This is a genomic window from Cupriavidus sp. MEYA8, from assembly GCF_059278825.1.
In genome coordinates, this window is sequence record NZ_CM181221.1 from 1,996,299 (window position 1) to 2,017,200 (window position 20,902).

Annotated in this window: 19 protein-coding genes and 1 tRNA gene; 4 read left to right on the forward strand and 16 right to left on the reverse strand. The window is 69.6% G+C overall.

What is annotated here, in order from left to right:
- The first annotated feature begins 96 nt into the window (after positions 1-96).
- The 3 genes from AC5WJ1_RS09190 to AC5WJ1_RS09200 all read left to right on the forward strand — a co-directional run bounded on the left by AC5WJ1_RS09190 (position 97) and on the right by AC5WJ1_RS09200 (position 2,942).
- Complete coding sequence (locus AC5WJ1_RS09190) at positions 97-1,104, forward strand: tripartite tricarboxylate transporter substrate binding protein (protein WP_135705387.1); 1,008 nt, start codon at positions 97-99, stop codon at positions 1,102-1,104.
- A gap of 64 nt (positions 1,105-1,168) precedes the next feature.
- Positions 1,169-2,758 (forward strand): class I adenylate-forming enzyme family protein, encoded by a 1,590-nt coding sequence (locus tag AC5WJ1_RS09195; RefSeq protein WP_494476037.1) that lies wholly within the window; start codon positions 1,169-1,171, stop codon positions 2,756-2,758.
- A gap of 107 nt (positions 2,759-2,865) precedes the next feature.
- Positions 2,866-2,942: transfer RNA gene (locus AC5WJ1_RS09200), tRNA-Val, on the forward strand.
- Positions 2,943-3,022: 80 nt separating this feature from the next.
- Here AC5WJ1_RS09200 and AC5WJ1_RS09205 read toward each other — a convergent pair.
- The 3 genes from AC5WJ1_RS09205 to AC5WJ1_RS09215 are packed head-to-tail and all read right to left on the reverse strand — an operon-like array spanning position 3,023 to position 6,202.
- Positions 3,023-4,162 carry a CaiB/BaiF CoA transferase family protein gene (locus tag AC5WJ1_RS09205; protein WP_434033934.1) on the reverse strand — a complete coding sequence of 380 codons (1,140 nt, stop codon included), beginning with the start codon at positions 4,160-4,162 and terminating at the stop codon, positions 3,023-3,025.
- A 19-nt stretch (positions 4,163-4,181) separates the two neighbouring features.
- Complete coding sequence (locus AC5WJ1_RS09210) at positions 4,182-5,195, reverse strand: NADPH:quinone oxidoreductase family protein (RefSeq protein WP_133096335.1); 1,014 nt, start codon at positions 5,193-5,195, stop codon at positions 4,182-4,184.
- An 11-nt stretch (positions 5,196-5,206) separates the two neighbouring features.
- On the reverse strand, positions 5,207-6,202 hold the full coding sequence (locus tag AC5WJ1_RS09215; protein ID WP_494476038.1) for a Bug family tripartite tricarboxylate transporter substrate binding protein: 996 nt from the start codon (positions 6,200-6,202) through the stop codon (positions 5,207-5,209).
- Positions 6,203-6,427: 225 nt separating this feature from the next.
- Between AC5WJ1_RS09215 and AC5WJ1_RS09220 the strand changes: the two genes are divergently transcribed.
- Positions 6,428-7,327, forward strand: coding sequence for a LysR family transcriptional regulator (locus AC5WJ1_RS09220; RefSeq protein ID WP_133096337.1), 900 nt, complete (start codon positions 6,428-6,430; stop codon positions 7,325-7,327).
- Positions 7,328-7,336: 9 nt separating this feature from the next.
- Here AC5WJ1_RS09220 and AC5WJ1_RS09225 read toward each other — a convergent pair whose 3' ends face one another.
- The 13 genes from AC5WJ1_RS09225 to gsiB all read right to left on the reverse strand — a co-directional run bounded on the left by AC5WJ1_RS09225 (position 7,337) and on the right by gsiB (position 20,873).
- Positions 7,337-8,299, reverse strand: a complete 963-nt coding sequence (locus tag AC5WJ1_RS09225) for a phosphatidate cytidylyltransferase (RefSeq protein ID WP_135705391.1) — start codon at positions 8,297-8,299, stop codon at positions 7,337-7,339.
- Positions 8,300-8,304: 5 nt separating this feature from the next.
- Positions 8,305-8,931 carry a lysophospholipid acyltransferase family protein gene (locus tag AC5WJ1_RS09230; protein WP_133096339.1) on the reverse strand — a complete coding sequence of 209 codons (627 nt, stop codon included), beginning with the start codon at positions 8,929-8,931 and terminating at the stop codon, positions 8,305-8,307.
- An 8-nt stretch (positions 8,932-8,939) separates the two neighbouring features.
- Positions 8,940-9,371, reverse strand: coding sequence for a hypothetical protein (locus tag AC5WJ1_RS09235; protein WP_434033932.1), 432 nt, complete (start codon positions 9,369-9,371; stop codon positions 8,940-8,942).
- On the reverse strand, positions 9,361-10,749 hold the full coding sequence (locus tag AC5WJ1_RS09240; protein ID WP_434033931.1) for a phosphatase PAP2/dual specificity phosphatase family protein: 1,389 nt from the start codon (positions 10,747-10,749) through the stop codon (positions 9,361-9,363). The genes AC5WJ1_RS09235 and AC5WJ1_RS09240 overlap by 11 nt, the downstream gene beginning before the upstream one ends.
- Positions 10,746-12,515: a bifunctional alpha/beta hydrolase/class I SAM-dependent methyltransferase gene (locus AC5WJ1_RS09245; RefSeq protein ID WP_494476039.1), complete on the reverse strand. Its 1,770-nt coding sequence runs from the start codon at positions 12,513-12,515 to the stop codon at positions 10,746-10,748. Before AC5WJ1_RS09245 ends, AC5WJ1_RS09240 begins: the two co-directional genes overlap by 4 nt.
- Positions 12,516-12,519: 4 nt before the next feature.
- A complete protein-coding gene (locus AC5WJ1_RS09250; protein WP_133096343.1) occupies positions 12,520-13,146 on the reverse strand; it encodes a CDP-alcohol phosphatidyltransferase family protein in 627 nt (208 codons plus the stop codon).
- Between the two features lie 255 nt (positions 13,147-13,401).
- Positions 13,402-14,472, reverse strand: coding sequence for a M14 family metallopeptidase (locus AC5WJ1_RS09255; RefSeq protein WP_135705395.1), 1,071 nt, complete (start codon positions 14,470-14,472; stop codon positions 13,402-13,404).
- Positions 14,473-14,537: 65 nt separating this feature from the next.
- Positions 14,538-15,338, reverse strand: coding sequence for a hypothetical protein (locus tag AC5WJ1_RS09260; protein WP_135705396.1), 801 nt, complete (start codon positions 15,336-15,338; stop codon positions 14,538-14,540).
- A 91-nt stretch (positions 15,339-15,429) separates the two neighbouring features.
- A complete protein-coding gene (locus AC5WJ1_RS09265; RefSeq protein WP_494476040.1) occupies positions 15,430-16,260 on the reverse strand; it encodes a M55 family metallopeptidase in 831 nt (276 codons plus the stop codon).
- A complete protein-coding gene (locus AC5WJ1_RS09270) occupies positions 16,260-17,318 on the reverse strand; it encodes a DmpA family aminopeptidase (RefSeq protein WP_135705398.1) in 1,059 nt (352 codons plus the stop codon). The genes AC5WJ1_RS09265 and AC5WJ1_RS09270 overlap by 1 nt, the downstream gene beginning before the upstream one ends.
- A gap of 4 nt (positions 17,319-17,322) precedes the next feature.
- A complete protein-coding gene (gsiD, locus tag AC5WJ1_RS09275; RefSeq protein ID WP_063237910.1) occupies positions 17,323-18,237 on the reverse strand; it encodes a glutathione ABC transporter permease GsiD in 915 nt (304 codons plus the stop codon).
- A gap of 7 nt (positions 18,238-18,244) precedes the next feature.
- Entirely contained in the window at positions 18,245-19,165 is a 921-nt protein-coding gene (gsiC, locus tag AC5WJ1_RS09280) for a glutathione ABC transporter permease GsiC (RefSeq protein WP_133096348.1), read from the reverse strand.
- 151 nt (positions 19,166-19,316) lie between these two features.
- On the reverse strand, positions 19,317-20,873 hold the full coding sequence (gene gsiB, locus AC5WJ1_RS09285; protein ID WP_133096349.1) for a glutathione ABC transporter substrate-binding protein GsiB: 1,557 nt from the start codon (positions 20,871-20,873) through the stop codon (positions 19,317-19,319).
- Between the last annotated feature and the right edge of the window lie 29 nt (positions 20,874-20,902).

The following is a 20,902-nucleotide window of genomic DNA, read 5'->3' on the forward strand; positions in this document are numbered from 1 at the left end:
CCGCGCATCCCGCTTTACCGTTTGTGACACCGGCGTCCCAGCCCGCAACATGGGACGGCGGCTGCGCCCGCGGCCGCACAACAAGGAGACACATCGATGGCATCATCCCTGCGCCCCGTCCGGGGCCGCCGTGCATGGCTCGTGCAAGGCCTGGCCGGCATGCTGGCCGCCGGCTCGCTGGCCGTGCCGTTCACCGCCGGCGCCGAGACCTGGCCCGCGCGACCGATCCAGCTGCTGATCCCCTACCCGCCCGGCGGCAGCGCCGACCTGCTGGCGCGCCCGGTGGCCGCCAGGCTGCAGGAAAAGCTGGGCCAGCCGGTGGTGCTCGACTACCGGCCCGGCGCCGGCGGCACCATCGCCACGCAGGCGCTGGCGCGCGCCAAGCCGGACGGGTACACGCTGATCATGGTCCTGGCCGCGCATGCCATCAATGCCAGCCTCTATCCCAAGCTGCCGTACGACACCCGCAAGGACTTCGCGCCGGTGTCGCTGGTGGCCAACCTGCCGATGATCCTGGCCGGCAGCTCGTCGCTGCGCGCGAACAACGTGCAGGAGCTGATCGCGGAGGCCAGGGCCAACCCCGGCAAGCTGACCTTTGCTTCGGCCGGCAACGGCAACACCGGGCACCTGGCGGGCGAGTTGTTCGATTCCGTCGCGGGCATCAAGATGACCCATGTCCCGTACAAGGGCAGCGCCCAGGTGGTGACGGCGATGCTGTCGGGCGAGGTCCAGCTGACCTTCGACAGCATCTCCACCACGCTGCCGCACGTGAAGAGCGGCAAGCTGCGCGCGCTGGCGGTGACCGGCAGCCAGCGCGCCGCGGTCGCGCCCGACGTGCCGACGCTGGCCGAAGCCGGCGTGCCGGGCATCAGCATCACCGGCTGGTATGCGGTACTGGCGCCGGCCGGCACGCCGCAGCCGGTGGTCGACCGCCTCAGCACCGAGATCGCCACCGTGCTGCGCCAGCCCGAACTGAAGGCCTCGCTGGCAACCAATGGCTATGAACCGGTCGGCTCCACGCCGGCGGCGCTGCGCACGCATATCGATGCCGAGATCAACCGCTGGAGCAAAGTGGTAAAGGACTCCGGCGCGCAGATACAGTAACCGCTTCCCGGCGGGCGCCGCGATGCCGGCGCCCGCTCCGTTCTTGCGACATGGACTTGCCGACATGACCCAGACGCCCAACCAGCCCACGCAGCCCACGCAGCCCACCCAGCCCGCGCCGCTTGCCCGCCCCTTCACCACCATGTCCGTGCTCGTGCGCGAGCATGCCACCGAACGCCCCACGCAGCGCGCGCTGATGCATGACGGGCGCGTGCTCGAGTATGCCGGGCTGGACGCCGCCATGGACCGCATCGCCGCGGCGCTGGCGCGCGACAACGTGCGCCCGGGCGAGGCCATCGCGATCTGCGCGAACTCGTCGATCGAATACGCCGCGGTCTATCTCGGCGCGGTGCGCGCGGGCGTGGTGGTGGCACCGCTGGCGCCATCGTCCACGGCGGAGAGCCTGGCCGGCATGGTCGCGGACTCCGGCGCGCGCATCCTCTTCACCGATGCCGCGGTCGCTGCCGCGTTGCAGCCGGTACGCGCGCAACTGGCGGGCACGCCCCTCGTCACGCTCGATGGCAGCGATGGCGGCCAGCCGTATGCGGACTGGCTCGCCCCCGCCGGCACGCCGGTGCAGGAGCCCGAGATCCGCGCGGAAATGCCGCTGAACATCATCTATTCGTCCGGCACCACCGGCAAGCCCAAGGGCATCGTGCAGTCGCACGGCATGCGCTGGGCGCACGTGTCGCGCGGCGCGGCCACGGGCTACGGCACCGACGCGGTCACGCTGCTGTCGACGCCGCTGTACTCCAACACCACGCTGGCCAGCTTCTTCCCGACCATCGGCCTGGGCGGCACGGCGATCCTGATGGCCAAGTTCGATGCGGGCAAGTACCTGGCGCTGGCGCAGCAGCACCGCGTCACGCACACCATGCTGGTGCCGGTGCAGTACCAGCGCCTGCTGGCGCATCCGGACTTCGACCGCCACGACCTGTCGTCCTTCCGGCAGAAGTTCTGCACCAGCGCGCCGTTCAGCCCGGCGCTGAAGGCCGAGGTGCTGCGCCGCTGGCCCGGCGGGCTGACCGAGCTGTACGGCATGACCGAAGGCGGCGGCAGCTGCCTGCTGCACGCGCACCAGTTCCCCGACAAGCTGCACACGGTGGGCCGCCCTGCGCCGAACGCCGACATCCGCATCATCGACGACGAAGGCCGCGAGCTGCCGCCGGGCAGCACCGGCGAAGTGGTCGGCCGTTCGCCGGCGATGATGAACGGCTACCACAACCAGCCGGAAAAGACCGCCGAGACCGAATGGCACGATGCGCAGGGCAATCGCTTTATCCGCACCGGCGATATCGGCCGCTTCGATGAAGACGGCTTCCTGGTGCTGCTCGACCGCAAGAAGGACATGATCATCTCGGGCGGCTTCAATATCTATCCCAGCGATATCGAGGCGGTGGTGCGCGAGCACCCGGCGGTCGCCGAGGTGTCGGTGGTCGGCGTGCCGTCGGAGCGCTGGGGCGAGACGCCGGTGGGCTTCGTCGCGCTGCGCGCGGGCAGCGGCGCCACGGCGCAGGACGTGCTGGCCTGGGCCAACGAGCGGCTGGGCAAGACCCAGCGACTGGCCGAACTGCACGTGGTCGACAGCCTGCCGCGCAGTGCCATCGGCAAGGTGCTCAAGCGCGAATTGCGCGACCGGCTGACGCAGGCCTGAGCTCTCGATGCAAAGCATGCTGACGCGGTGCGCGCAGCACAATCGCAGAAAGTTTGCGAAGGTGCTTGCGCAATCGCGGAGGCATACCTATAATCTGCGGCTTCGCTAGGCTCGTAGCTCAGCTGGTTAGAGCACCACCTTGACATGGTGGGGGTCGTTGGTTCGAGTCCAATCGAGCCTACCAACGCACAAAGGAAACGGACGGTACGCAATCGCGCACCGTCCGTTTTTCTTTTTCCGCGCGGCAATGTCAGTCGCTGAGGGTCAGGCGCTGATGCCGAACTCCGCCAGCACCGCTTCGGTGTGCTGCCCCAGCGTGGGCGCATTGCCCTCGGGCCGCACCATGCCTGCCATCCCCGGCAGGTTGGCCCAGGGCACCTCGCCAATCCCCTCTAGCGCCAGGCGGCCGAAGACCCCTGCCTGCCGGCATTGCTCGCTCCCCAGGAAATCGCTGGCGTGGCTGACGCGGCCGAACAGCACGTCATGCTCGGTCAACTGCGCTTCCCAGTGCGCGAGCGGCTGCGCGGCCACCGCCTGCGCCACGCGCCGGTTCAGTTCCGCCGCGCGCGGCAACCGGCCGGCACTGGTGCGCAGCGCGGCATCGCCGAGCCAGTCGTCAAAGCCCAGCAGGCGTGCCAGCCGCACGAACATCGCGTCGTTGAGCATGCTGATATAGAGCATGCCGTCCGTTGCGGCGAACAATCCCGTCGGCGCATTGGCCGCGGCCATTTCCGCGTCGGGAAACATGGCATCGTCCACCAGCAGGTACGACTGAAGCGCAGCGCTGGTCTCCAGCAGCGACAGCTTCACATGGCGCCCCTTGCCATGGCGCGCGGCCCTGAACAATGCCGCGCAGGCATGCTGGGCGGCATAGAGCCCGGTGCTGAGATCGATCAGGAAGAACGGGATACGGCGCGGCTGGCCCGCGCCGTCGCGGTTCAGGTGCATCAGTCCGCTGACCGCCTGCACGGTGGTATCGACCGCGGGCAGCGCCGCCATCGGGCCGGCATGGCCGTAGCCGGTGATCGACACATAGACCAGCGCCGGGTTGCGCGCCGCCAGCGCCTCGTAGCCCACGCCCATGCGCTCGGCCACGCCGGGGCGGAAGTTCTGGATCACCACGTCGGCACGTGCGGCCAGCCGTGCGATGGCGGCGCGGCCGCTGTCGGTGCGCGCATCCAGCAGCACGCTTTGCTTGCCGGCATTGCACGCGACCGCGATCGCGGTCTGGCCGGCGCGGATGCGGCCCATATTGCGCGACCAGTCGCCGCCCGGCGGTTCCACCTTGATCACGCGCGCGCCCTGCTGGCGCAGCACCAGCCCGCAATACGGCCCGGCGATCCCCTGGCTCAGGTCGAGCACCGTCAGGCCGTCGAGCAGCGCGGCGTCTTGTTCGGATTGCATCTGGTCCTTCCTCCGCGTTTCAGATATCCAGCATGACCTTGCCGATGGCGCGGCGCGACATCGTGGTGTCGACCGCCGCCAGCCAGTCGCGCAGCGGGAAGTGCTGCAGCACCGGCGGCGCCAGCTTGCCGCTCGCCACCGCCTGCATGATCTGTTCGACCACCTGCTGCACGCGCGGCGCGAAGCGCTGGCGCTCGTCGGTCAGTCCCCAGCCGATGTAGTAGCCGTAGTTGAAGCCGATCATCGACAGGTTCTTGACCAGCAGCAGGTTCGCAGGCACTTCCGGGATGCGGCCGCTGGCATAGCCGATCGACAGCAGCCGCGCGCCCGGTGCCGCGCAGCGCAGCGAGGCATCGAACAGGTCGCCGCCGACCGGATCGAACACCACGTCGGCCCCGCCCGCCGGGCACAGCGCCTTGACCGAGGCCGCCAGCGTGGCCGCATCGGCAGGCAGCGCGTGCGCCGCGCCGTTGGCCAGTGCCGCCTCGCGCTTGGCATCGGTGCTGGCGGTGGCAATCACGCGCGCGCCCATCAGCTTGCCCACCTGCACGGCAGCCGTGCCGAGCGCGCCGCTGGCGCCGTGCACCAGCATGGTCTCGCCGGGGTGCAACGCGGCGCGCCACGCCAGCGCGGCCCACACTGTGCCGTAGGTGACCGGCAACGCCGCGGCGTGCGCCAGTTCAAGCCCGTCCGGCACCGGATAGACCGTGTCGGCAGTCGTCACCACTTCTTCGGCAAAGCCGCCCCAGTCCAGCGCCGCCGCCACGCGCTGGCCCACGCGCAGCCGCGTCACGTCCGGCGCCACCTCCAGGATCTCGCCCGCCGCCTCGGTGCCCGGCGTGAACGGCAGCGGCGGCTTGCGCTGGTACTTGCCCGACACGAACAGGCTCAGCGCAAACCCGACGCCCGCATGCCGCACGCGGATGCGCACCTGCCCCCGCCCGAGCGGCCGGCGCGGGATGCGCTGCAGTTCGAGTTCGCTCCAGTGGCACCAGCGCGAGCAGACCAGCCCCAGGTAATCGTCCTCTTGCATCGTCAGTCCTGTCATTCCAGCGTAATGCCGACATCGCGGATGATGCGGCTCCATTTGTCGCGGTCGCTCTTCAGCACCGTGGCAAAGGCTTCCGGCGTGCCGCCGACCGGCACCAGGTTCAGGTCCTGCATTTTCTTTGCGATCTCCGGCATGCGCACGATGCGCGCCACTTCGCGCGACAGCGCCTCGACCCGCGCCTTCGGCACGCCCGCCGGGAACAGCAGGCCCATCCACGCATCCGGCTCGAAGCCCTTGTAGCCCGCCTCGCGGAAGGTCGGCACCCCGGACAGCAGCGCCGAACGTTCAGCCCCGGCCATGGCCACCGGGATCAGCTTGCCGCCCTGCAGCAGCGCCATCGCCGTGCCCACCGGCACAAAGCCGATCTTCACATGCCCGGCGGCCAGGTCCGTGACCAGCGGCACACCGCCCTTGTAGGCCACGTGATCCATCTGCAGCCCGGCCTCGCGCTTGAACAGTTCGCCCAGGATATGGCCAGTGGTGCCGGCACCGTACGAGCCGTACGGGTACTTGTTGGGATTGGCCTTGACCAGCGCCACCAGCTCCGGCAGCGTGCGCGCCGGGAAATCCGGCGACACGGCGAGGATGGTCGACGAGATCGCGACCTCGCTGACCGGCGTGAAATCGGTGATCGGGTCATAGCCGATGCGCGGGTACAGCGACGGGTTCTGCACGTGCGCGGTGAAGGTCAGCAGCGCGGTATAGCCGTCCTTCGCGGCGCGCGCGACGTGCTTGGTGCCGGTGGTGGTGCCCGCGCCCGGCTTGTTGTCGACGATGACCGGCTGGCCCCAGGTCCTGGTCAGCTCCCGGCCAATCAGCCGCGCCACGGCATCGTTCACATTGCCGGCCACGGACGGCACGACGATGGTCAGCGGCCGCGACGGATAGGGATCGGCATCGGGTGCATCGGCCGCGTGCACAGAGACTGCGAACGTGGCCAGCACGATGGCGGGCATGGCGGCGCGCAGCCGCGAGCGAAGAGTCGGCATGGTCGGTGTCTCCTGTCGTGGCTCCCTTCTCTGATGCCCGCCAGCCGCTGGCGATGCGAGGGATGCCAGCGCAGTCTAGGGCACCAGCGCGGCACGATCGATTCCTGCGCGGCACAGTTCGAGTCCTGCCAGGCATGGCCCAGTGCGTCAATGCCGCGGCGCGGCCCCCTCGCCGCGCTACAATGGCCGGCACTCTCCGCACGCTGCCAGGCCGGCACCTATCCCATGCGATTCGAGGATCTAGAAGCCTTCCTGGTAGTCAGCGAACACGGCAACCTGCATCGCGCGGCCGACACGCTCGGCATGACCCAGTCCGGCCTGTCCAAGACGCTGGCGCGGCTGGAGGCCGAGGCCGGCATGCCGCTGTTCGAGCGCACTCCGCGCGGGCTGGTGCCGACCAGCGTCGGCAAGACGCTGCTGGCCCATGCGCGCAAGATTTCGCTGGCGGCGACCGACCTGCGCAACGAACTGGCCGAGCAACGCCTGGCGCGCGCCGGCACCGTGCGGCTCGGCGCCATCCCGTACCTGGTGCCGTCGCTGCTGTCGCCGCTGCTGGCGCAGTTCTTCGTCAGCCGCCCGCTGGCGGTGTTCTCGATCGAGACACACCTGAGCGCGCGCCTGATGGCGGTGCTGCAGAACGGTGACGCGGACCTGATCCTGGCCGCGCGCCCGGCCAGCGTGCCTGAGGACATCGACTGGCTGCCACTGGGGCCGCTGACCATGCAGATCGTCTGCCGCGCGGCGCATCCGCGCCGCGACAGCTTCCGTACGCTGGCCGACCTGACCGAAGAGCGCTGGGCCGTGCCGGCCAGTTCGCTGTACCTGCGCCAGTGGCTGGAAGAACGATTCACCTCGGTGGGCCTGCCGCCGCCGCGCGTCGCGGTGGAAAGCACGGCCTCGCCGGTCGCGTTCGGCGAGTTGCTGCGGCACTCGGACCTGCTCGGCATCATGCCGCCGCGCATCCTGAAGCAGGCCGAGGGACAGGGATTGCAGGCGATCGCCGGGCCGGGCATGTCGTGGCAGCATGAACTGGCGGTGCTGTGGCGCGCCGGCGGCTACCTGTCGCCGATCTGCCAGGACTTCCGCGACGCGGTGGTCAAGTGGTGCGAGGAAATGGAGATCTGAAGGCGCGGCTCAGGGCACCCACCAGTAGCGGGTGATATGGAAGAACACCGGCGCGGCGAACACCACCGAGTCGAGCCGGTCGAGCATGCCGCCGTGGCCCTGGATCATGTGGCCCCAGTCCTTGATGCCGCGGTCGCGCTTGATCGCCGACATCACCAGCCCGCCCAGGAACCCCATCAGCGCGATCGCCAGCGCGATCAGCCCGGCCTGCCACGGCGTGAACGGCGTGATCCACCACAGCGCCGCGCCCAGTGCGGTGGCGCTGGCCACGCCGCCGACAAACCCTTCCACCGTCTTTGACGGCGACAGCAGCGGCGCGATCTTGCGCTTGCCGCACAGCTTGCCCCACACGTACTGCAGCACGTCGCTGCCCTGCACCACGATCACCAGGAAGGCGATCAGCAGCAGGTTGCGGCCCTCGAAGCCCGGGATCGGCAGCGTCAGCAGCGCCGGCACGTGCGAGATGCAGAACACGCAGATCATCACCGCCCACTGCACCCCGGCGCAGCGCTCCAGGAAGCGCGTGGTCTCGGACGACAGCGCCGCCAGGATCGGCAGGAACAGGAAGGCATAGACCGGGATCAGGATCGAGAACATGCCATACCAGCCGGTGTAGACCAGCACGTACTGCAGCGGCAGGAACACGAAGAAGGCGGCGGCGATGGCGCGATGGTCGCCGCGGCGCGTGGTGGTGATGGTGACGAACTCGCGCAGCGCGAAGAACGACAGCAGGAAGAACAGCACGATCACCGCGGTGCGGCCCAGCGCGAAGGCCGCCCCCATGACGCCGATCATCCACCACCAGGCATTGACGCGCTGCGCGAGGTTGTCGATCACCGCGTGCTGCCCGCCGCCGGCCACGCGCCAGCGCAGCAGCGCGGTCACGGTGGAGGCGAGCAGCAGCACCGCAAACAGGCCGCCGAACAGCAGCCAGGTTTCATGGCTCCAATGCAACGTTGGCGTGGTCGGCATGGTCATCAGTCCAGTTCGGGGGCTAGCGCGAGCAGGCCGTCGCGGCAGCGGGACAGGAAGCTCTCCTTGTCCTCGCCGTCGGCCACCAGCAGCGGCTGGCCGAAAGTCACGGTGCACAGCAGCGGCACCGGCACCACTTCGCCCTTGGGCATCACGCGGTTGAGGTTGTCGATCCAGACCGGCACGAACTCCACCGCCGGGCACGCGCGCGCCAGGTGGTAGATGCCGCTCTTGAACGGCAGCAGCCGTGCATCGGTGGTATTGCGCGTGCCCTCGGGGAACAGGATCAGCGAATCGCCGCCTTCCAGTGCGCCGCGCATCAGTGCCACCGGATCGCTGCCGGGATCACTGTGCGTGCGGTCGATCAGCAGCGCGCGGAATACGTCGCGGCCGATAAAGCGCCGCAGCGGCGAACAGTCCCAATAGTCGGCGCCGGCCACGGGCCGCGTGCCGGCGCGCAGGTCGGGCGGCAGGCAGCCCCAGATCAGCACGAAGTCGCCATGGCTGCTGTGGTTGGCAAAGTACACGCGTTGCACCGCGGCGGGAAAGCAGCCCTGCCAGTTGGCGCGCATGCCGGTCAGCAGGCGGGCGAAAGCGATGATGGCGCGCGCGGTGGCGCGGGCGATCCACATGGTGTTGTTTACCTCAGCAGCAAGATCAGCAGGGACAGGCACAGCTGGACTGCGGCCAGTGCCACGCTGGCGCGCACCAGCCGCATCGCGCCGCGCGCGCGTTCGGGCAGCGAACGGCCAGTGCGGCCGGGTGTGATCCAGCCCAGTCCGGTCAGCGCGCCGTCGAGTCCGGCCAGGTCCGCCTGGCCCTCGCGGTCGGCCGAAGCGGCCAGCGCATCGAACAGGCGCCGGTCGATCGCCACGCGCAGCAGCAGCCAGAGTTGGGCCGGTGCCACCAGCAACGGCAGTGCAGACAGTGCGGGGCCGGCAGACAGCCAGGCAGAAGCCAGCGCGAAGGCCAGTCCGGCCACGCCGATGCAGAGCGCACCGGACAGCGCGCCGGTGACGGCGTGCGCGATCCAGGCGTCCGTGGTTCCGCGGCGGCCGGGGTTATCGGCCATCGGCAGCCTCCAGTGTCGGATACTGGTCCAGCCACGCCTGCAGCGCCTCGGCGTGCTCGCGCCCCAGCACCACCGCGGGCCGGTACGCGCGCAAAGCGGCCAGCGCCGCCGGGGCAGCGCGCAGCCCCTGCCGGCGCGCCATCCATGCAGCCGCCACCAGCGCGCTGCGCGAATAGCCCAGCGCACAGCTCACCAGTATCCGGCGCGCTTGCGCGTGCCACGCGTCGAGTTGCGCCACGGCCTGCTCCAGTTGCTGCGCGGTCGGCACGGTCAGGTCCAGCACCGGCACGCAGCGATAGGCCAGCCCCGGCTCGGTTGCGGCGCGCGGCAATTCGGCGCTCAGGTCCAGCACGGCGTCAGCGCCCAGTGCGCGCAGTTCGGCATCGGTCGGGAAGCGGCCGACCCAGACGCCGTCTGCGATGCGGCTGGCCTGCGGCGCGCGCCGCGTCCACCAGCGCGAATTCAGGAACGCGCCGAGCAGGTATGGCGCCAGCACCCAGCATGCCGCCTGCGCCATCGTGCCGTCGGCATGCTTCTGGAACCAGGCCGGCGCGGCCAGCGCGTAGATGCGGGCAACGCAGGCCAGCGCCAGCGCCGCCCACAGCAGCAGGAACGCCAGCGTCACGGAGGCTCCCACCGCCAGCACCGCGCACAGCAGTGCCATGACTGCGCCAATCCCATAGCGCCGCGAAAGCTGGCGCGTGCGCGCATCGGGCACTCCCATCGCAACGCCCGGCAGCCGCATCGGGAACAGGTAAACGCACAGCCAGCCGGCCAGCGCCCCGGTCGGCACGTCGATCACGTGGTGCTGCCACGTGGTCAGCACCGACACGCCGATCAGCGCGAACCAGCCATGGAGCAGCCAGCGCCAGCCGCCGCGCAGGTGCGCCGCGTACGCGACCCACAGGATCACCAGCAGGCTGATATGCAGCGACGGCGCCTGGTTGAACGGCAGGTCGAAGCCGCCCAGCAGCGCGAACAGCTGCCCCGGCAGCCCCTCCGCCTGCGGCCGCTCGAAGCTGAAGCGCAGCGGGAACGCGATAAAGCACGCCACCGAGACCAGCTGCGCCAGCACCAGCCGCCTGACGTGCACGACCAGCGCAGCGCGCGTGCGCCACAGGAAAAAGGAGATGCCGTACAGCAGATCGATCGACCAATACGGGATGATGGTCCACGGCAGGAACGGGATGCCGCGCTCCCAGCCGAAATAGACTGACGGCACCTGCGCGCGCTGGCTCGCAAGCCAGTTGGCAAAGCCGTAGCTGGAAAAGAAAAACGCGCCGGCCAGCGCCAGCAGCAGGCAGGCCAGCCGCCACGGACGTTCGCCGCGGGATGCCGCGGCAGCCGCCTCAGCCGCGCCAGCGGGCAGCGTGCTCATGCTGCGCGCCTGCGCGCCAGGCTGACGGTGAAGATGCCCCACGGGTCGATACGCTGGGTCACCTTGTCGAAGCCGGCGGCGCGCACCAGTTCGTCCATCTCGGCCTGCGAGCGGCGCCGCATCACCCACGCTGCGCCGCCGCGGTGGCTGGTCAGCGCGCGGGCGATGAATTCAAGCTGCGGATGCCAGGGCTGGCCGGTGTAGACCAGATAGCCGCCCGGCGGCAATGCGCGCGCCAGGCCTTCCAGCGAGCGGCGCACCATCGCGTTTTCCGGGAACAGCTCGTACAGGCCCGATACCACGGCCAGCGTCGGTGCCGGCGTCAGCGCGGCCAGGCCGTCGCCGTCGAAGGCATCGCCCTGTTCGAAGCGGGCAACTCCCTGCAGTCCCTTGGCCGCGATCAGCGCCCTGCCCTGGTCGACGTTGAGCTGGCTGTAGTCGCGCAGCAGGATCGATTCCACCGCGGCCGCACCGCCGTCCAGCGCGTCCAGCGCCTCCAGCACATAGCGACCGTGCCCGGCGGCGATGTCGACCATGCGCACCGGCATGCCGGCCGCATGCAGCCGCCGCACAGCCTGGGCGATCAGCGCTTCGGCGTGGACCTTGCGCTGGCGGATCCCGCGCCAGCCGATGGCGCCGAGGTATTGCTCGTCGGCCAGCCGGCCCAGTGGGCCGCGTCCCGACGGCGTATTGCGGTAAACGTAGTCGAGCGTCGAGCCCGAGTCGAAACCGGTCTCGTGCCCAAGCCGCACGCCGTCCGACAGCATCCCGCCGAGCTTCAGGCTGGCGCGCGCCGCGCGCCAGTACCACGCCGCCAGCCCGCCCGGCGCCGACGCCAGCCGGTCCGACTCCTCCCGGAACGGGCCGATCTGGTCGGCATCGAGCAGCGAGCGCGGCGCCGACGGCGTGTCGAACTCGCGCACGATAAATCGCCGCGCCGCGTCCACCGCCAGCTTGCGGTCGCGCTCGCCCAGCGTGTCGTGGAAGAACCCGTCCAGCACGATGCGTTCCTTGGTGCGCGCGCCCAGCCGCTCGTAGAAGCGGTCCTGCGGCCCGCGGTGCACCACCCAGTCCGCGCCGGAGATCAGCAGCTGCGTCGGCACCGTGATCGCGGCGGCATCGGCGACGATGCGCTCGGCGGTCTCGTACAGGTCGAGCAGGATATTGACCGCGATCGGCCGTGTGATCAGCGGGTCGGTGTCGTAGCTGGCGATGCGTTCGGGATCGTGCGTCAGGAACTTCGCCTTGACGTAGCTGTTGACAAAGAACCTGCCGCGCAGCCGGTGCATCAGCTTCAGCCCCGGCCGCGCGAACGGCACGTACAGCTTGACCTTGAACGCCGGCGAGGCCAGCACCAGCCCGCGGATCGGCGGCGCGTAATCGTGCACCCAGGTGGCGGCCAGCACTGCACCGACGCTTTGCGCGATGACCGCGGTGCGCTCCAGCGGGATGCCGTGCGCCTCGGCGATATGGTGGGTAAATGTCTGGATGTCGCGCACCGAGTCCGCCAGGCTGGGGCTGTAGCCACGCTCGCCTGGCGAGCGGCCGTGGCCGCGCGCGTCCCAGGCAAAGATGTCGTAGCCCGGCAGGTTCAGCTCGTCGGCCAGGTGGGCGACCCGGCCGGAATGCTCGTGGCCGCGGTGGAACAGCACCACGGCGCCGCGCGCCGGGCCCTCCACCGCCGGCCAGTGGCGGTAGAACAGCGCCTGGCCGTCATGGGTCTGGAAATGCCGCTCCTGCGGCTGGCGGATAGCGGCTCGGTCCATGGGCTCAGCCTGCGGTGCGGGCACGCGCCTCGGCAACGCCGCGGCGCACGCGATTGGTGATGGTGTACAGCGACAGCAAGGACAGCGCGAGCCACAGCCACGAAGCGGCACCGCCGAAACCCAGGCCGAGCCCCGCCCACAGCGCGATGGCCCCGACCGCGAAGGCACGGTCGCTCTTGCCGAGCGGGCCGTCGTAGCGCCGGCTGGCGCCGGCAAGCGGGCCGACCAGGCCGGCGGCCTCGACCATCACCGCCAGCAGCGCAAAGGTGCCGACCTGCGCCAGCCCGAAGTCCGGCAGCGCCGCCAGCGGCAGGATCAGCGCCAGGTCCGAGACGATGTCACCGAGTTCGTTGAGGTAGGCACCGAGCGCGCTCTGCTGGCCGTGCTCGCGCGCGAGCATGCCGTCGATGGCATTGAGCGCCATGCGCAGGAACAGCCAGAGGGGAAACAGCAGGAACAGCGCCGGGCTCTCGCTCACCAGCATGCCGATGGCGGCCAGCACGCCGACCGCGAGAGAGCCGGCGGCCGCGGCGACCGTGACCTGGTTGGCGGTGGCGCCGCGATCGGCCAGGTCCTGCACCACCGGGCGCAGCCATGCCTGGAACCTGGGCTTGAGTTCGTAGAGCGTCATCGCGCCGGCCTCCCGCCGAGCTGATGCCGGAAGCGGCGCCGCTGGCAGGCCGGGAACCCCTTCCGTCTTGTTCTTGTGGCGTTTCTTGTGGCGTTTCGTCGTGACTGCCCGGCCCGCGCTGACGCGACCCGCCAGCGGTGCCTTTGGCGGCACTCTACAGCCAAGTCCGAGACATTACCAGAAGCGGCTTACGCCCTGTAGTGAAGGATTTCGAATGCGCAGGCTGAGTGCCATCCGGCCGCGCTCTAGCCACGATCAAGCCGCGGCCAGCGTGCTGCGCACGGCGTCGGTCACCTGCGCCACCACGCCGTCGCGCCAGTCGTCGGCATCGCCGTAGAAGGCCTGCCACATCGCCCGGCGCACCAGCGCGCGCTGGTTCTCGTCCGCCTCGGGGTGCTGGTGCAGCCAGTGGTCGCCGCGCAGCGCGTCCAGCACCTCGCCCACCGGCAGCGTGCCGAACTCCAGCGCGATGCCGGCATAGTCGATCCCCGGCAGCGTCTGCGGCACCGCATGCCAGGCCAGCCCGGTCAGGTTGGCCGAGGTCGACGAGCCATCATAGATCGACGTCACCCGGCTGCCCCAGATCGCGCGCGTGCGCGTCAGCGACTCGGGCGTGTCCGGGCCCATGTGGATCGGCTCGCCGTAGCCCCACGGCCCCAGGCCGGTGTGCACGTCGATCCAGCGCAGCGCCCCGCGCCCGGCGCCGAAGCGCGCCAGGATGCGGCACAGCGTGTAGTTGCTCCAGGTCGCCTTGTTGCCGCCGAAGAACATGCCGTCCGGGTCCTGGTACTGGCCGCCGCTCAGCGCGGCCTGGTACCACGCCATGCCGCGCTCGGCGACGGTCTTCATCAGCTGCGCCTGGTCGGCGTCCGACGGCGGCCATTGCGCCGGCAGCAGCAGCGGCGCGATCTCCGCATAGGGCCCGTTGTGCGGCAGCGGCTGCGAGAAATCCATGAAGTTGCGGTTCAGGTCGACGTTGTCTTCGTTGACCCGGCGCAGGTGCGAGAAACCGTAGGGATTGATGGCATGGACCAGCAGCAGGCTGGTGCCGGCCGCGGCGCAATCGGCCAGCAGCGCGGTGTCGTTCAGCATCGCAATCTGCGCGCCGGAGCCGGCGAAGCCCTCGGCGCCATGGGTGCCGGACGTCACCATCAGGCACTGCCGCGCACCGGGCGCGCCCACCTGCGCCACGTCGATCGCCAGGTCCTCGCCGGCGCTGCCGCGGCGGGTCGGATGCGGGAACTGCGCCAGGTCGGCCCCGGCCGCGCGCGCGGCATCGAGGAATTTCTGGCGGGCTTCGGCGTAGCTGCGCGAAAAAGGGCTCATGGCGTCACCGGCGGATGGCGATGCTGGAGATTAGACGCCTTTTCCGCCGGTTCTGCCAGCCGTGGCTAGAACAGCGAGCCGTTCGGGTCGGCCGGCGCCGAGTGTGCCGGGACTGCCGGGCCGGCCGCTTCCGTCCCCGCGCCCCAGATGCCGGGCGAGGTGAAGGCCTGCGGATGCATCTCGATCCCTGCCGCGGCCAGCTGGCCGGCGGTCAGCACCAGGTGGCGCGCCAGCCAGTCGTGCAGGCCGCGCAGGAAGCGGATGTTGTCGACGCTGTTGGACGCGGCGATCAGGCGCTCCAGCTTGACGTGGGCGGTATAGACGTCGAGCAGGTTGGTGGCGCGCAGCCGCGGCGGCGTGCTGGGCGCACGCTCGATTGCCAGGATCCGGCGCACCTGCGCGGTGGCCACGTCGCCGGTGCGCAGGTATTGCTCGTAGACGGGGTCCAGCGCGGGAAAGCGCACGGTGGGCTGCACGCGAGGCACGGCGGCCACTTTTTCCATGCGCAGCACGAGGTAGCGGATGGCGGCCAGGCGCTCGGCCGCCGCGGTTTCCGCCGCGCTGCGCCGTCCGCCCCCTCCGCGCCGGGCGCCGGCGGGGACAGGATCGGGCAAGGCTGTGCGGGGCACCACGTCGCGCTCGGTGTAGTCCGGCACCTGCAGCAGCAACCCGGGATGCGCCACCGCGGCGCGGGCGCAGTCCTCGCCGAACGGGTACTCGTGCCCGGCGGCGTCGCGCAGGATATAGGCCTGCCCGTGCGGGAAACCGTGGTGCCGGCGGCTGTTGCCGCGCGCCTGGCAGCGGGTGTCCACGTCGACGAAGTCCTTGCGTACGGGGATCCAGCCCCCGTCGTGTGCCTGGGTCATGCGAATGCGTAGCGCCGGTTGGCTGGGTTGGCTGCGGACCCGCTATTGTCGCCGATCCGCGCGATCCGCACGATCCGCTGCCGAGCAGGCGCTACTTCAGCATGAACGACATCGCCGACAGGCAGTTGAGCATGCGCACGGCGGCCTGCACGGAATCGGCGTGGAAGCCCAGGGTCACGCCGTCCAGGCGCTCCAGCGTCGGCCACTGGCAAAACAGGTCGGCATGCGCCGGCGTCAGGGTCTGCAGCCGGGCACTCACCCGCGCGTCGGCCGGCGTGTCGAGCCGCAGGCATTGCGCCTGTGCCGCGGCGCGCACGCCGTCGGCCGCGGCCGCCTGGATCGCCTCGCGCGCCGCCGCCGGCGACAGCGTGGTGCCGCTGCCGAAGCCGCCGGCGCGCTTGGTCTCGGCAAAGCGCACCCACGGCATCAGCGGCCGGGTCTCGTGCACGAAGACATCGTCGCCGCTGGCCATCAGCACCGGCACGCCCAGCTCCCCGGCCATCGCGCCGTAGAGTCCCGCCTCGCCCAGTTCCATGCCGTTGAGCCAGACCCGGGCAAAGGCGCTGCTGTTGATGGTGTGCGCCAGCACGCCGCGGCTCTGCGCGCGGCCGTGGTAGCCGATCATCAGCACGCCGTCGGCGCCGTCCTCGATGCCGGCCATCATGCCGAGGTAGCGCGGCTTGCCGAGCACCAGCCGCGCGCGCGGGTCGAGCTGGTCTGACAACAGGTTGCGGAAGCCGCCATGCGAGTCGTTGACCAGCACTTCGGTGGCGCCGCCGGCAAAGGCGCCGGCGACGGCGGCATTGGCCTCGGCGGTCATCCAGGCGCGGGCGCGTTCGTACTCGCCGTTGCCGGGGCGGGTCTGCTCGGCGTGGAAGACGCCGGCGACGCCTTCGATATCGGTGGAAATCAGGATCTTCATCAGGCCGACTGGCGCAGTTCTGGCATGGCCTCCAGCAAGGCGCGGCGGGCATGGCCGTCGCGGCCCTGCACCGTCGCCGCATGCCAGAGCGCATGGACGATGGCCTGCTCGACACTGTCCGCGGCGGCGCGGAACAGCGGGTCGAGCAGCGTTTCGTGGAGCATGGCGACCGATGGCATCGCACGGTCCGCCTGGTGCGGGACGGTATAGGCGGTCGAGAAGGCCAGCGCGATATCACCCGAGCCATGCCCGAACACCGACCCCGTGCGCGCCAGCCCCGCACCCGCGCGCAGCGACAGCCGGCGCAGCTGGCGCGCGTCCAGCGGCGCGTCGGTGGCCACGACCATGATGATCGAGCCCTTTTCAGGCTGTGCCCCAGCGTCGGGCTGCGCCAGCCGCTGCACCAGCTGCGGCCCGAGCAGCTTGCCCGCCAGCGTCAGCGATTCCGGCGTGCCGAAGTTGGCCAGCACCAGCGCGCCGACGCAATAGCCCGACGCGACGCACGACACCATGCGCGAGGCCGTGCCGATGCCGCCCTTGACGCCGAACGACGACATGCCGCGCCCGGCGCCGATCGCACCCTGCGCCACCTCCTGGCCGGCAGCGGCCAGCGCCGCGTCATAGTGGCTGCCGTCCACCACCATGCGCTGGATATCGTTCAGGTAGCCGTCATTGCATTCGAACACCAGCGGATTGATGGTCGGCCACGCGCGCCCGATCTCCGGGTTGGCGGCGACGGCGGCGCGGATCTGCGCCTGCGCCACGGCGCCGACCGAGAAGGTGTTGGTCAACGCGACCGGCGTCTCCAGCACGCCCAGTTCCTCCACCTGCACCAGCCCCACGCTCTTGCCGAAGCCGTTCAGCACGGTAGCCGCAGCGGGCACCTTGTCGCGATACACATCGCCGCCATGCGGGCGGATCACGGTGACGCCCGTTTGCACTGCATCCTGCGCCAGCGTGCAGTGGCCCACGGTCACGCCCGGCACGTCGGCGATGCTGTCGCGCGGTCCCGCCGGCAGATTGCCGATGCGCGGCACGCCCTGCGTCGATGTCTGCATGGCTTTAGCGGCGGTCGATCTTGGGATCCAGCGCGTCGCGCAGGCCGTCGCCAAGCAGGTTGAACGCGAGCACGGTCAGGAAGATCGCCAGGCTCGGGAAGATCGCCACGTGCGGCGCGGTCACCATGTCCGCGCGGGCCTCGTTCAGCATCGCGCCCCACTCCGGCGTGGGCGGCTGCGCGCCCAGCCCCAGGAACGACAGGCTGGCCGCGGTGATGATCGAGGTGCCGATCCGCATCGAGAAATACACCACGATCGACGACACCGTGCCCGGCAGGATATGGCGCATCAGGATGGTCCAGTCCGACGCGCCGATGCTGCGTGCGGCCTCGACGTAAGTCAGCCGCTTCAGCATCAGCGTATTGCCGCGCACCAGCCGCGCGAACGCCGGGATGCTGAAGATCGCCACGGCAAAGATCACGTTGGTCATGCCGTTGCCGAGGATGGCGACGATGCCGATCGCCAGCAGGATGCCCGGGAAGGCGAACAGCACGTCGGAGATCCGCATCACGATGCGGTCCCACCAGCCCTCGTAGTAGCCGGCCAGCAGGCCCAGCACGGTGCCGATCACCGCGCCGATGATCACCGACAGGAAACCCGCTGCCAGCGAGATGCGCGCCCCGGCCAGGATGCGGCTGAAGATATCGCGCCCGAGCGAATCGACGCCCATCCAGTGCGCAGCCGACGGGCCGGCGTTGAGCGCGTCGTAGTCAAAGAAATTCTCCGGGTCGTATGGCACGATATGCGGCGCCAGGACGGCGACCAGCACCAGCAGCAGCACGAACACGCCGGCGCCGAGCGCCAGGTGCTGCTTGCGGAATTTGCGCCAGAACTCGGTCCAGGGCGTGCGCACGGCCTCCGGCACCGGGGCCGTTGCGGGTGCCGCTTCGCTTGCGGCGGGCGTGGAAAGCTCAGTCATGCCGGCCTCACTTGTAGCGGATGGTGGGATTGATCACGGTGTAGAGCATGTCCACCACCAGGTTGATCAGTATGAATTCGAGCGAGAACAGCAGCACCTCGGCCTGGATCACCGGGTAGTCGCGCATCTCGACGGCATCGACCAGCAGGCGGCCGAGGCCGGGCCAGTTGAACACTTTCTCGACCACGATCGAGCCGCCCAGCAGGAAGCCGAACTGCAGGCCCATCATCGTCACCACCGGGATCATCGCGTTGCGCAGGCCATGCTTGGCCACCACCGCCGTCTCGCGCACGCCCTTGGCGCGGGCGGTGCGGATAAAGTCTTCCTGCAGCACCTCGACGAACGAGGCGCGGGTAAAGCGCGCCATCACCGCCGCCACCGCGGCGCCGAGCGTGATCGACGGCAGCACGTAGTGTTTCCAGGTGTCGGCGCCGATCGACGGCAGCCAGCCCAACTGCACGGAGAACACCTCCATCAGCAGCATGCCGAGCGCAAAGGCCGGGAAGGAGATGCCCGAGACCGCCAGCGTCATGCCCAGCCGGTCCGGCCAGCGGTTACGCCATACCGCCGAGCCGATGCCGATCACCATGCCGAACACCACCGCCCACGCCATCGACGCCACCGTCAGCAGCAGCGTGGGCATGAAGCGGTCGCCGATCTCTTCGCTCACCGGGCGCTTGGTGCGCAGCGAATTGCCGAACTCGCCGCGGATCGCATTGGAGAAAAAGTTGACGAACTGCTCGGGCAGCGGCCGGTCCAGGCCCAGGTCCTTGCGCACCAGCTCGACCGTAGCCGAGTCGGCCTCGGGGCCCGCCGCCAGCCGCGCGGGATCGCCCGGCAGCAGGTGGACGAACAGGAACACCAGCACTGCCACGATCAGCAGCGTGGGGATCACGCCCAGCACTCGTTTGAGGAAGTAGTTCAGCATTGCACACCATGAAGAAAGGCCGCAGGCCGCCTGCCTGCGACCCCGCGACGCGGGCAGGCGGCCACCATCGGCTTACTGCTTTACTGCTAGGTTGGGTGGGTTGTGGCAGAGCGCGGCTTCGCGGTGCTGCAAGCGCCTGCCCTCACACCCCTCACTGCTTGATATCAATCTCATCAAAATTAAACGACCCGTCCGGCATCACATACGCCCCGGTCAGCCGCTTGCTGCGCGCGAACAGCACCTTCTCCGTCACCAGGAAGGCCCACGGCGCATCCTTCCAGATGCGTTCCTGGGCGTCCTTGTACAGGCGGGCCTTCTCGCTGCGGTCGGTGGTGCGCAGCGCGCCGGCGATATCCGCATCGACCTGGTCGTTCTTGTAGTAGGCGGTGTTCAGCAGCTTGGGCGGCATCGACTCGGAAGCCAGCAGCGGACGCAGCGCCCAGTCCGATTCACCGGTCGACGACGACCAGCCCACGTAGTAGATGCGCACGCCGGCGTCTTCCGGCTTCTGCACGCTCTCGACCTTTTCGACGCGCTGGCCCGCTTCCAGCGCCTGCACCTGCGCCTTGATGCCGACCTGCTGCAGCTGCTGCTGCACGAACTGGATCACCTTCTGCGCGGTGGTGTGGTTGTACGCCGACCACAGCGTGGTCTCGAAGCCGTTCGGGTAGCCGGCTTCCTTCAGCAGCGCGCGCGCCTTGGCCGGGTCATACGGCCACGGGCCCAGCTTCTCGGCAAAGTCCACGCCCGGGGGCACCACGCCTTCGGCCGGCACGGCATAGCCGGCGAACGCCACCTTGGCGAGTGCGTCCTTGTTGATGGCGTAGTTGATGGCCTGGCGCACCTTCGGGTCGTTGAACGGCTTGACCGTGGTATTCAGGCTCAGGTAGCGCTGGATGATCGACGGCGACGAGATCAGATCGACCTTGGCGCTGCTCTTCAGCACCGCGGCCTGCTCGAACGGGATGCTGAAGGCAAAGTCCGCCTCGCCGGTCTGCATGATGGCGGCGCGGGTGTTGTTGTCGACCACCGGCTTCCAGGTGATGGAATCGATCTTCGGGTAGCCGGTCTTCCAGTAGCCGGCGAACTTCTTGCCCTTCAGGTGATCGGGTTGCTTCCATTCGACGAACTCGAACGGGCCGGTGCCGACCGGATGGAAGGCAATTTCCTTGCCGTACTTCTGCAGCGCGGCCGGCGAGATCATCACCGCCGACGGATGCCCCAGCACGTTGATGAACGGCGAGAACGGCTCCTTCAGCGTGACCTTGACGGTATTGGCATCGACCACGTCGGTCTTGGCGACACGGTTGAACAGCGTATAGCGCTTGAGCTTGTTGGCCGGGTTGGTGACGCGGTCCAGGTTGGCCTTGACGGCGGCGGCATCGAAGGTAGTGCCGTCGTGGAACTTGATGCCCTTCTTCAGCTTGATGGTGTAGACCAGGCCATCCTTGCTGACGTCATAGCTGTCGGCCAGCACGTTGACCAGCTTCATGTCCTTGTCCATGCCGAACAGGCCCTGGTAGAAGGACTTGCTGGCTGCCTGCGACAGCGTGTCGTTGGCGTCGTACGGGTCCAGCGTGGTGAAGGTGGAATACACCGCCATCACCGCATCCTTGGCCGCGAAGGCCGGCGCGGCGGCCAGCATGCCGAGCGTGCCGGCGGCAAAGGCGCCGGCCATCCATCGGGGCGAAACCATACGTGCAGACATCGTCGATTCTCCTTGGTAGCTTCGTTATT

Excerpts from the sequence above, each read along its gene's own strand:
- AC5WJ1_RS09190 (WP_135705387.1), top strand. The coding sequence starts at position 97 with ATGGCATCATCCCTGCGCCCCGTCCGGGGCCGCCGTGCATGGCTCGTG.
- AC5WJ1_RS09195 (WP_494476037.1), top strand. The coding sequence starts at position 1,169 with ATGACCCAGACGCCCAACCAGCCCACGCAGCCCACGCAGCCCACCCAG.
- AC5WJ1_RS09205 (WP_434033934.1), bottom strand. The coding sequence starts at position 4,162 with ATGCAATCCGAACAAGACGCCGCGCTGCTCGACGGCCTGACGGTGCTC.
- AC5WJ1_RS09210 (WP_133096335.1), bottom strand. The coding sequence starts at position 5,195 with ATGCAAGAGGACGATTACCTGGGGCTGGTCTGCTCGCGCTGGTGCCAC.
- AC5WJ1_RS09215 (WP_494476038.1), bottom strand. The coding sequence starts at position 6,202 with ATGCCGACTCTTCGCTCGCGGCTGCGCGCCGCCATGCCCGCCATCGTG.
- AC5WJ1_RS09220 (WP_133096337.1), top strand. The coding sequence starts at position 6,428 with ATGCGATTCGAGGATCTAGAAGCCTTCCTGGTAGTCAGCGAACACGGC.
- AC5WJ1_RS09225 (WP_135705391.1), bottom strand. The coding sequence starts at position 8,299 with ATGCCGACCACGCCAACGTTGCATTGGAGCCATGAAACCTGGCTGCTG.
- AC5WJ1_RS09230 (WP_133096339.1), bottom strand. The coding sequence starts at position 8,931 with ATGTGGATCGCCCGCGCCACCGCGCGCGCCATCATCGCTTTCGCCCGC.
- AC5WJ1_RS09235 (WP_434033932.1), bottom strand. The coding sequence starts at position 9,371 with ATGGCCGATAACCCCGGCCGCCGCGGAACCACGGACGCCTGGATCGCG.
- AC5WJ1_RS09240 (WP_434033931.1), bottom strand. The coding sequence starts at position 10,749 with ATGAGCACGCTGCCCGCTGGCGCGGCTGAGGCGGCTGCCGCGGCATCC.
- AC5WJ1_RS09245 (WP_494476039.1), bottom strand. The coding sequence starts at position 12,515 with ATGGACCGAGCCGCTATCCGCCAGCCGCAGGAGCGGCATTTCCAGACC.
- AC5WJ1_RS09250 (WP_133096343.1), bottom strand. The coding sequence starts at position 13,146 with ATGACGCTCTACGAACTCAAGCCCAGGTTCCAGGCATGGCTGCGCCCG.
- AC5WJ1_RS09255 (WP_135705395.1), bottom strand. The coding sequence starts at position 14,472 with ATGAGCCCTTTTTCGCGCAGCTACGCCGAAGCCCGCCAGAAATTCCTC.
- AC5WJ1_RS09260 (WP_135705396.1), bottom strand. The coding sequence starts at position 15,338 with ATGACCCAGGCACACGACGGGGGCTGGATCCCCGTACGCAAGGACTTC.
- AC5WJ1_RS09265 (WP_494476040.1), bottom strand. The coding sequence starts at position 16,260 with ATGAAGATCCTGATTTCCACCGATATCGAAGGCGTCGCCGGCGTCTTC.
- AC5WJ1_RS09270 (WP_135705398.1), bottom strand. The coding sequence starts at position 17,318 with ATGCAGACATCGACGCAGGGCGTGCCGCGCATCGGCAATCTGCCGGCG.
- gsiD (WP_063237910.1), bottom strand. The coding sequence starts at position 18,237 with ATGACTGAGCTTTCCACGCCCGCCGCAAGCGAAGCGGCACCCGCAACG.
- gsiC (WP_133096348.1), bottom strand. The coding sequence starts at position 19,165 with ATGCTGAACTACTTCCTCAAACGAGTGCTGGGCGTGATCCCCACGCTG.
- gsiB (WP_133096349.1), bottom strand. The coding sequence starts at position 20,873 with ATGTCTGCACGTATGGTTTCGCCCCGATGGATGGCCGGCGCCTTTGCC.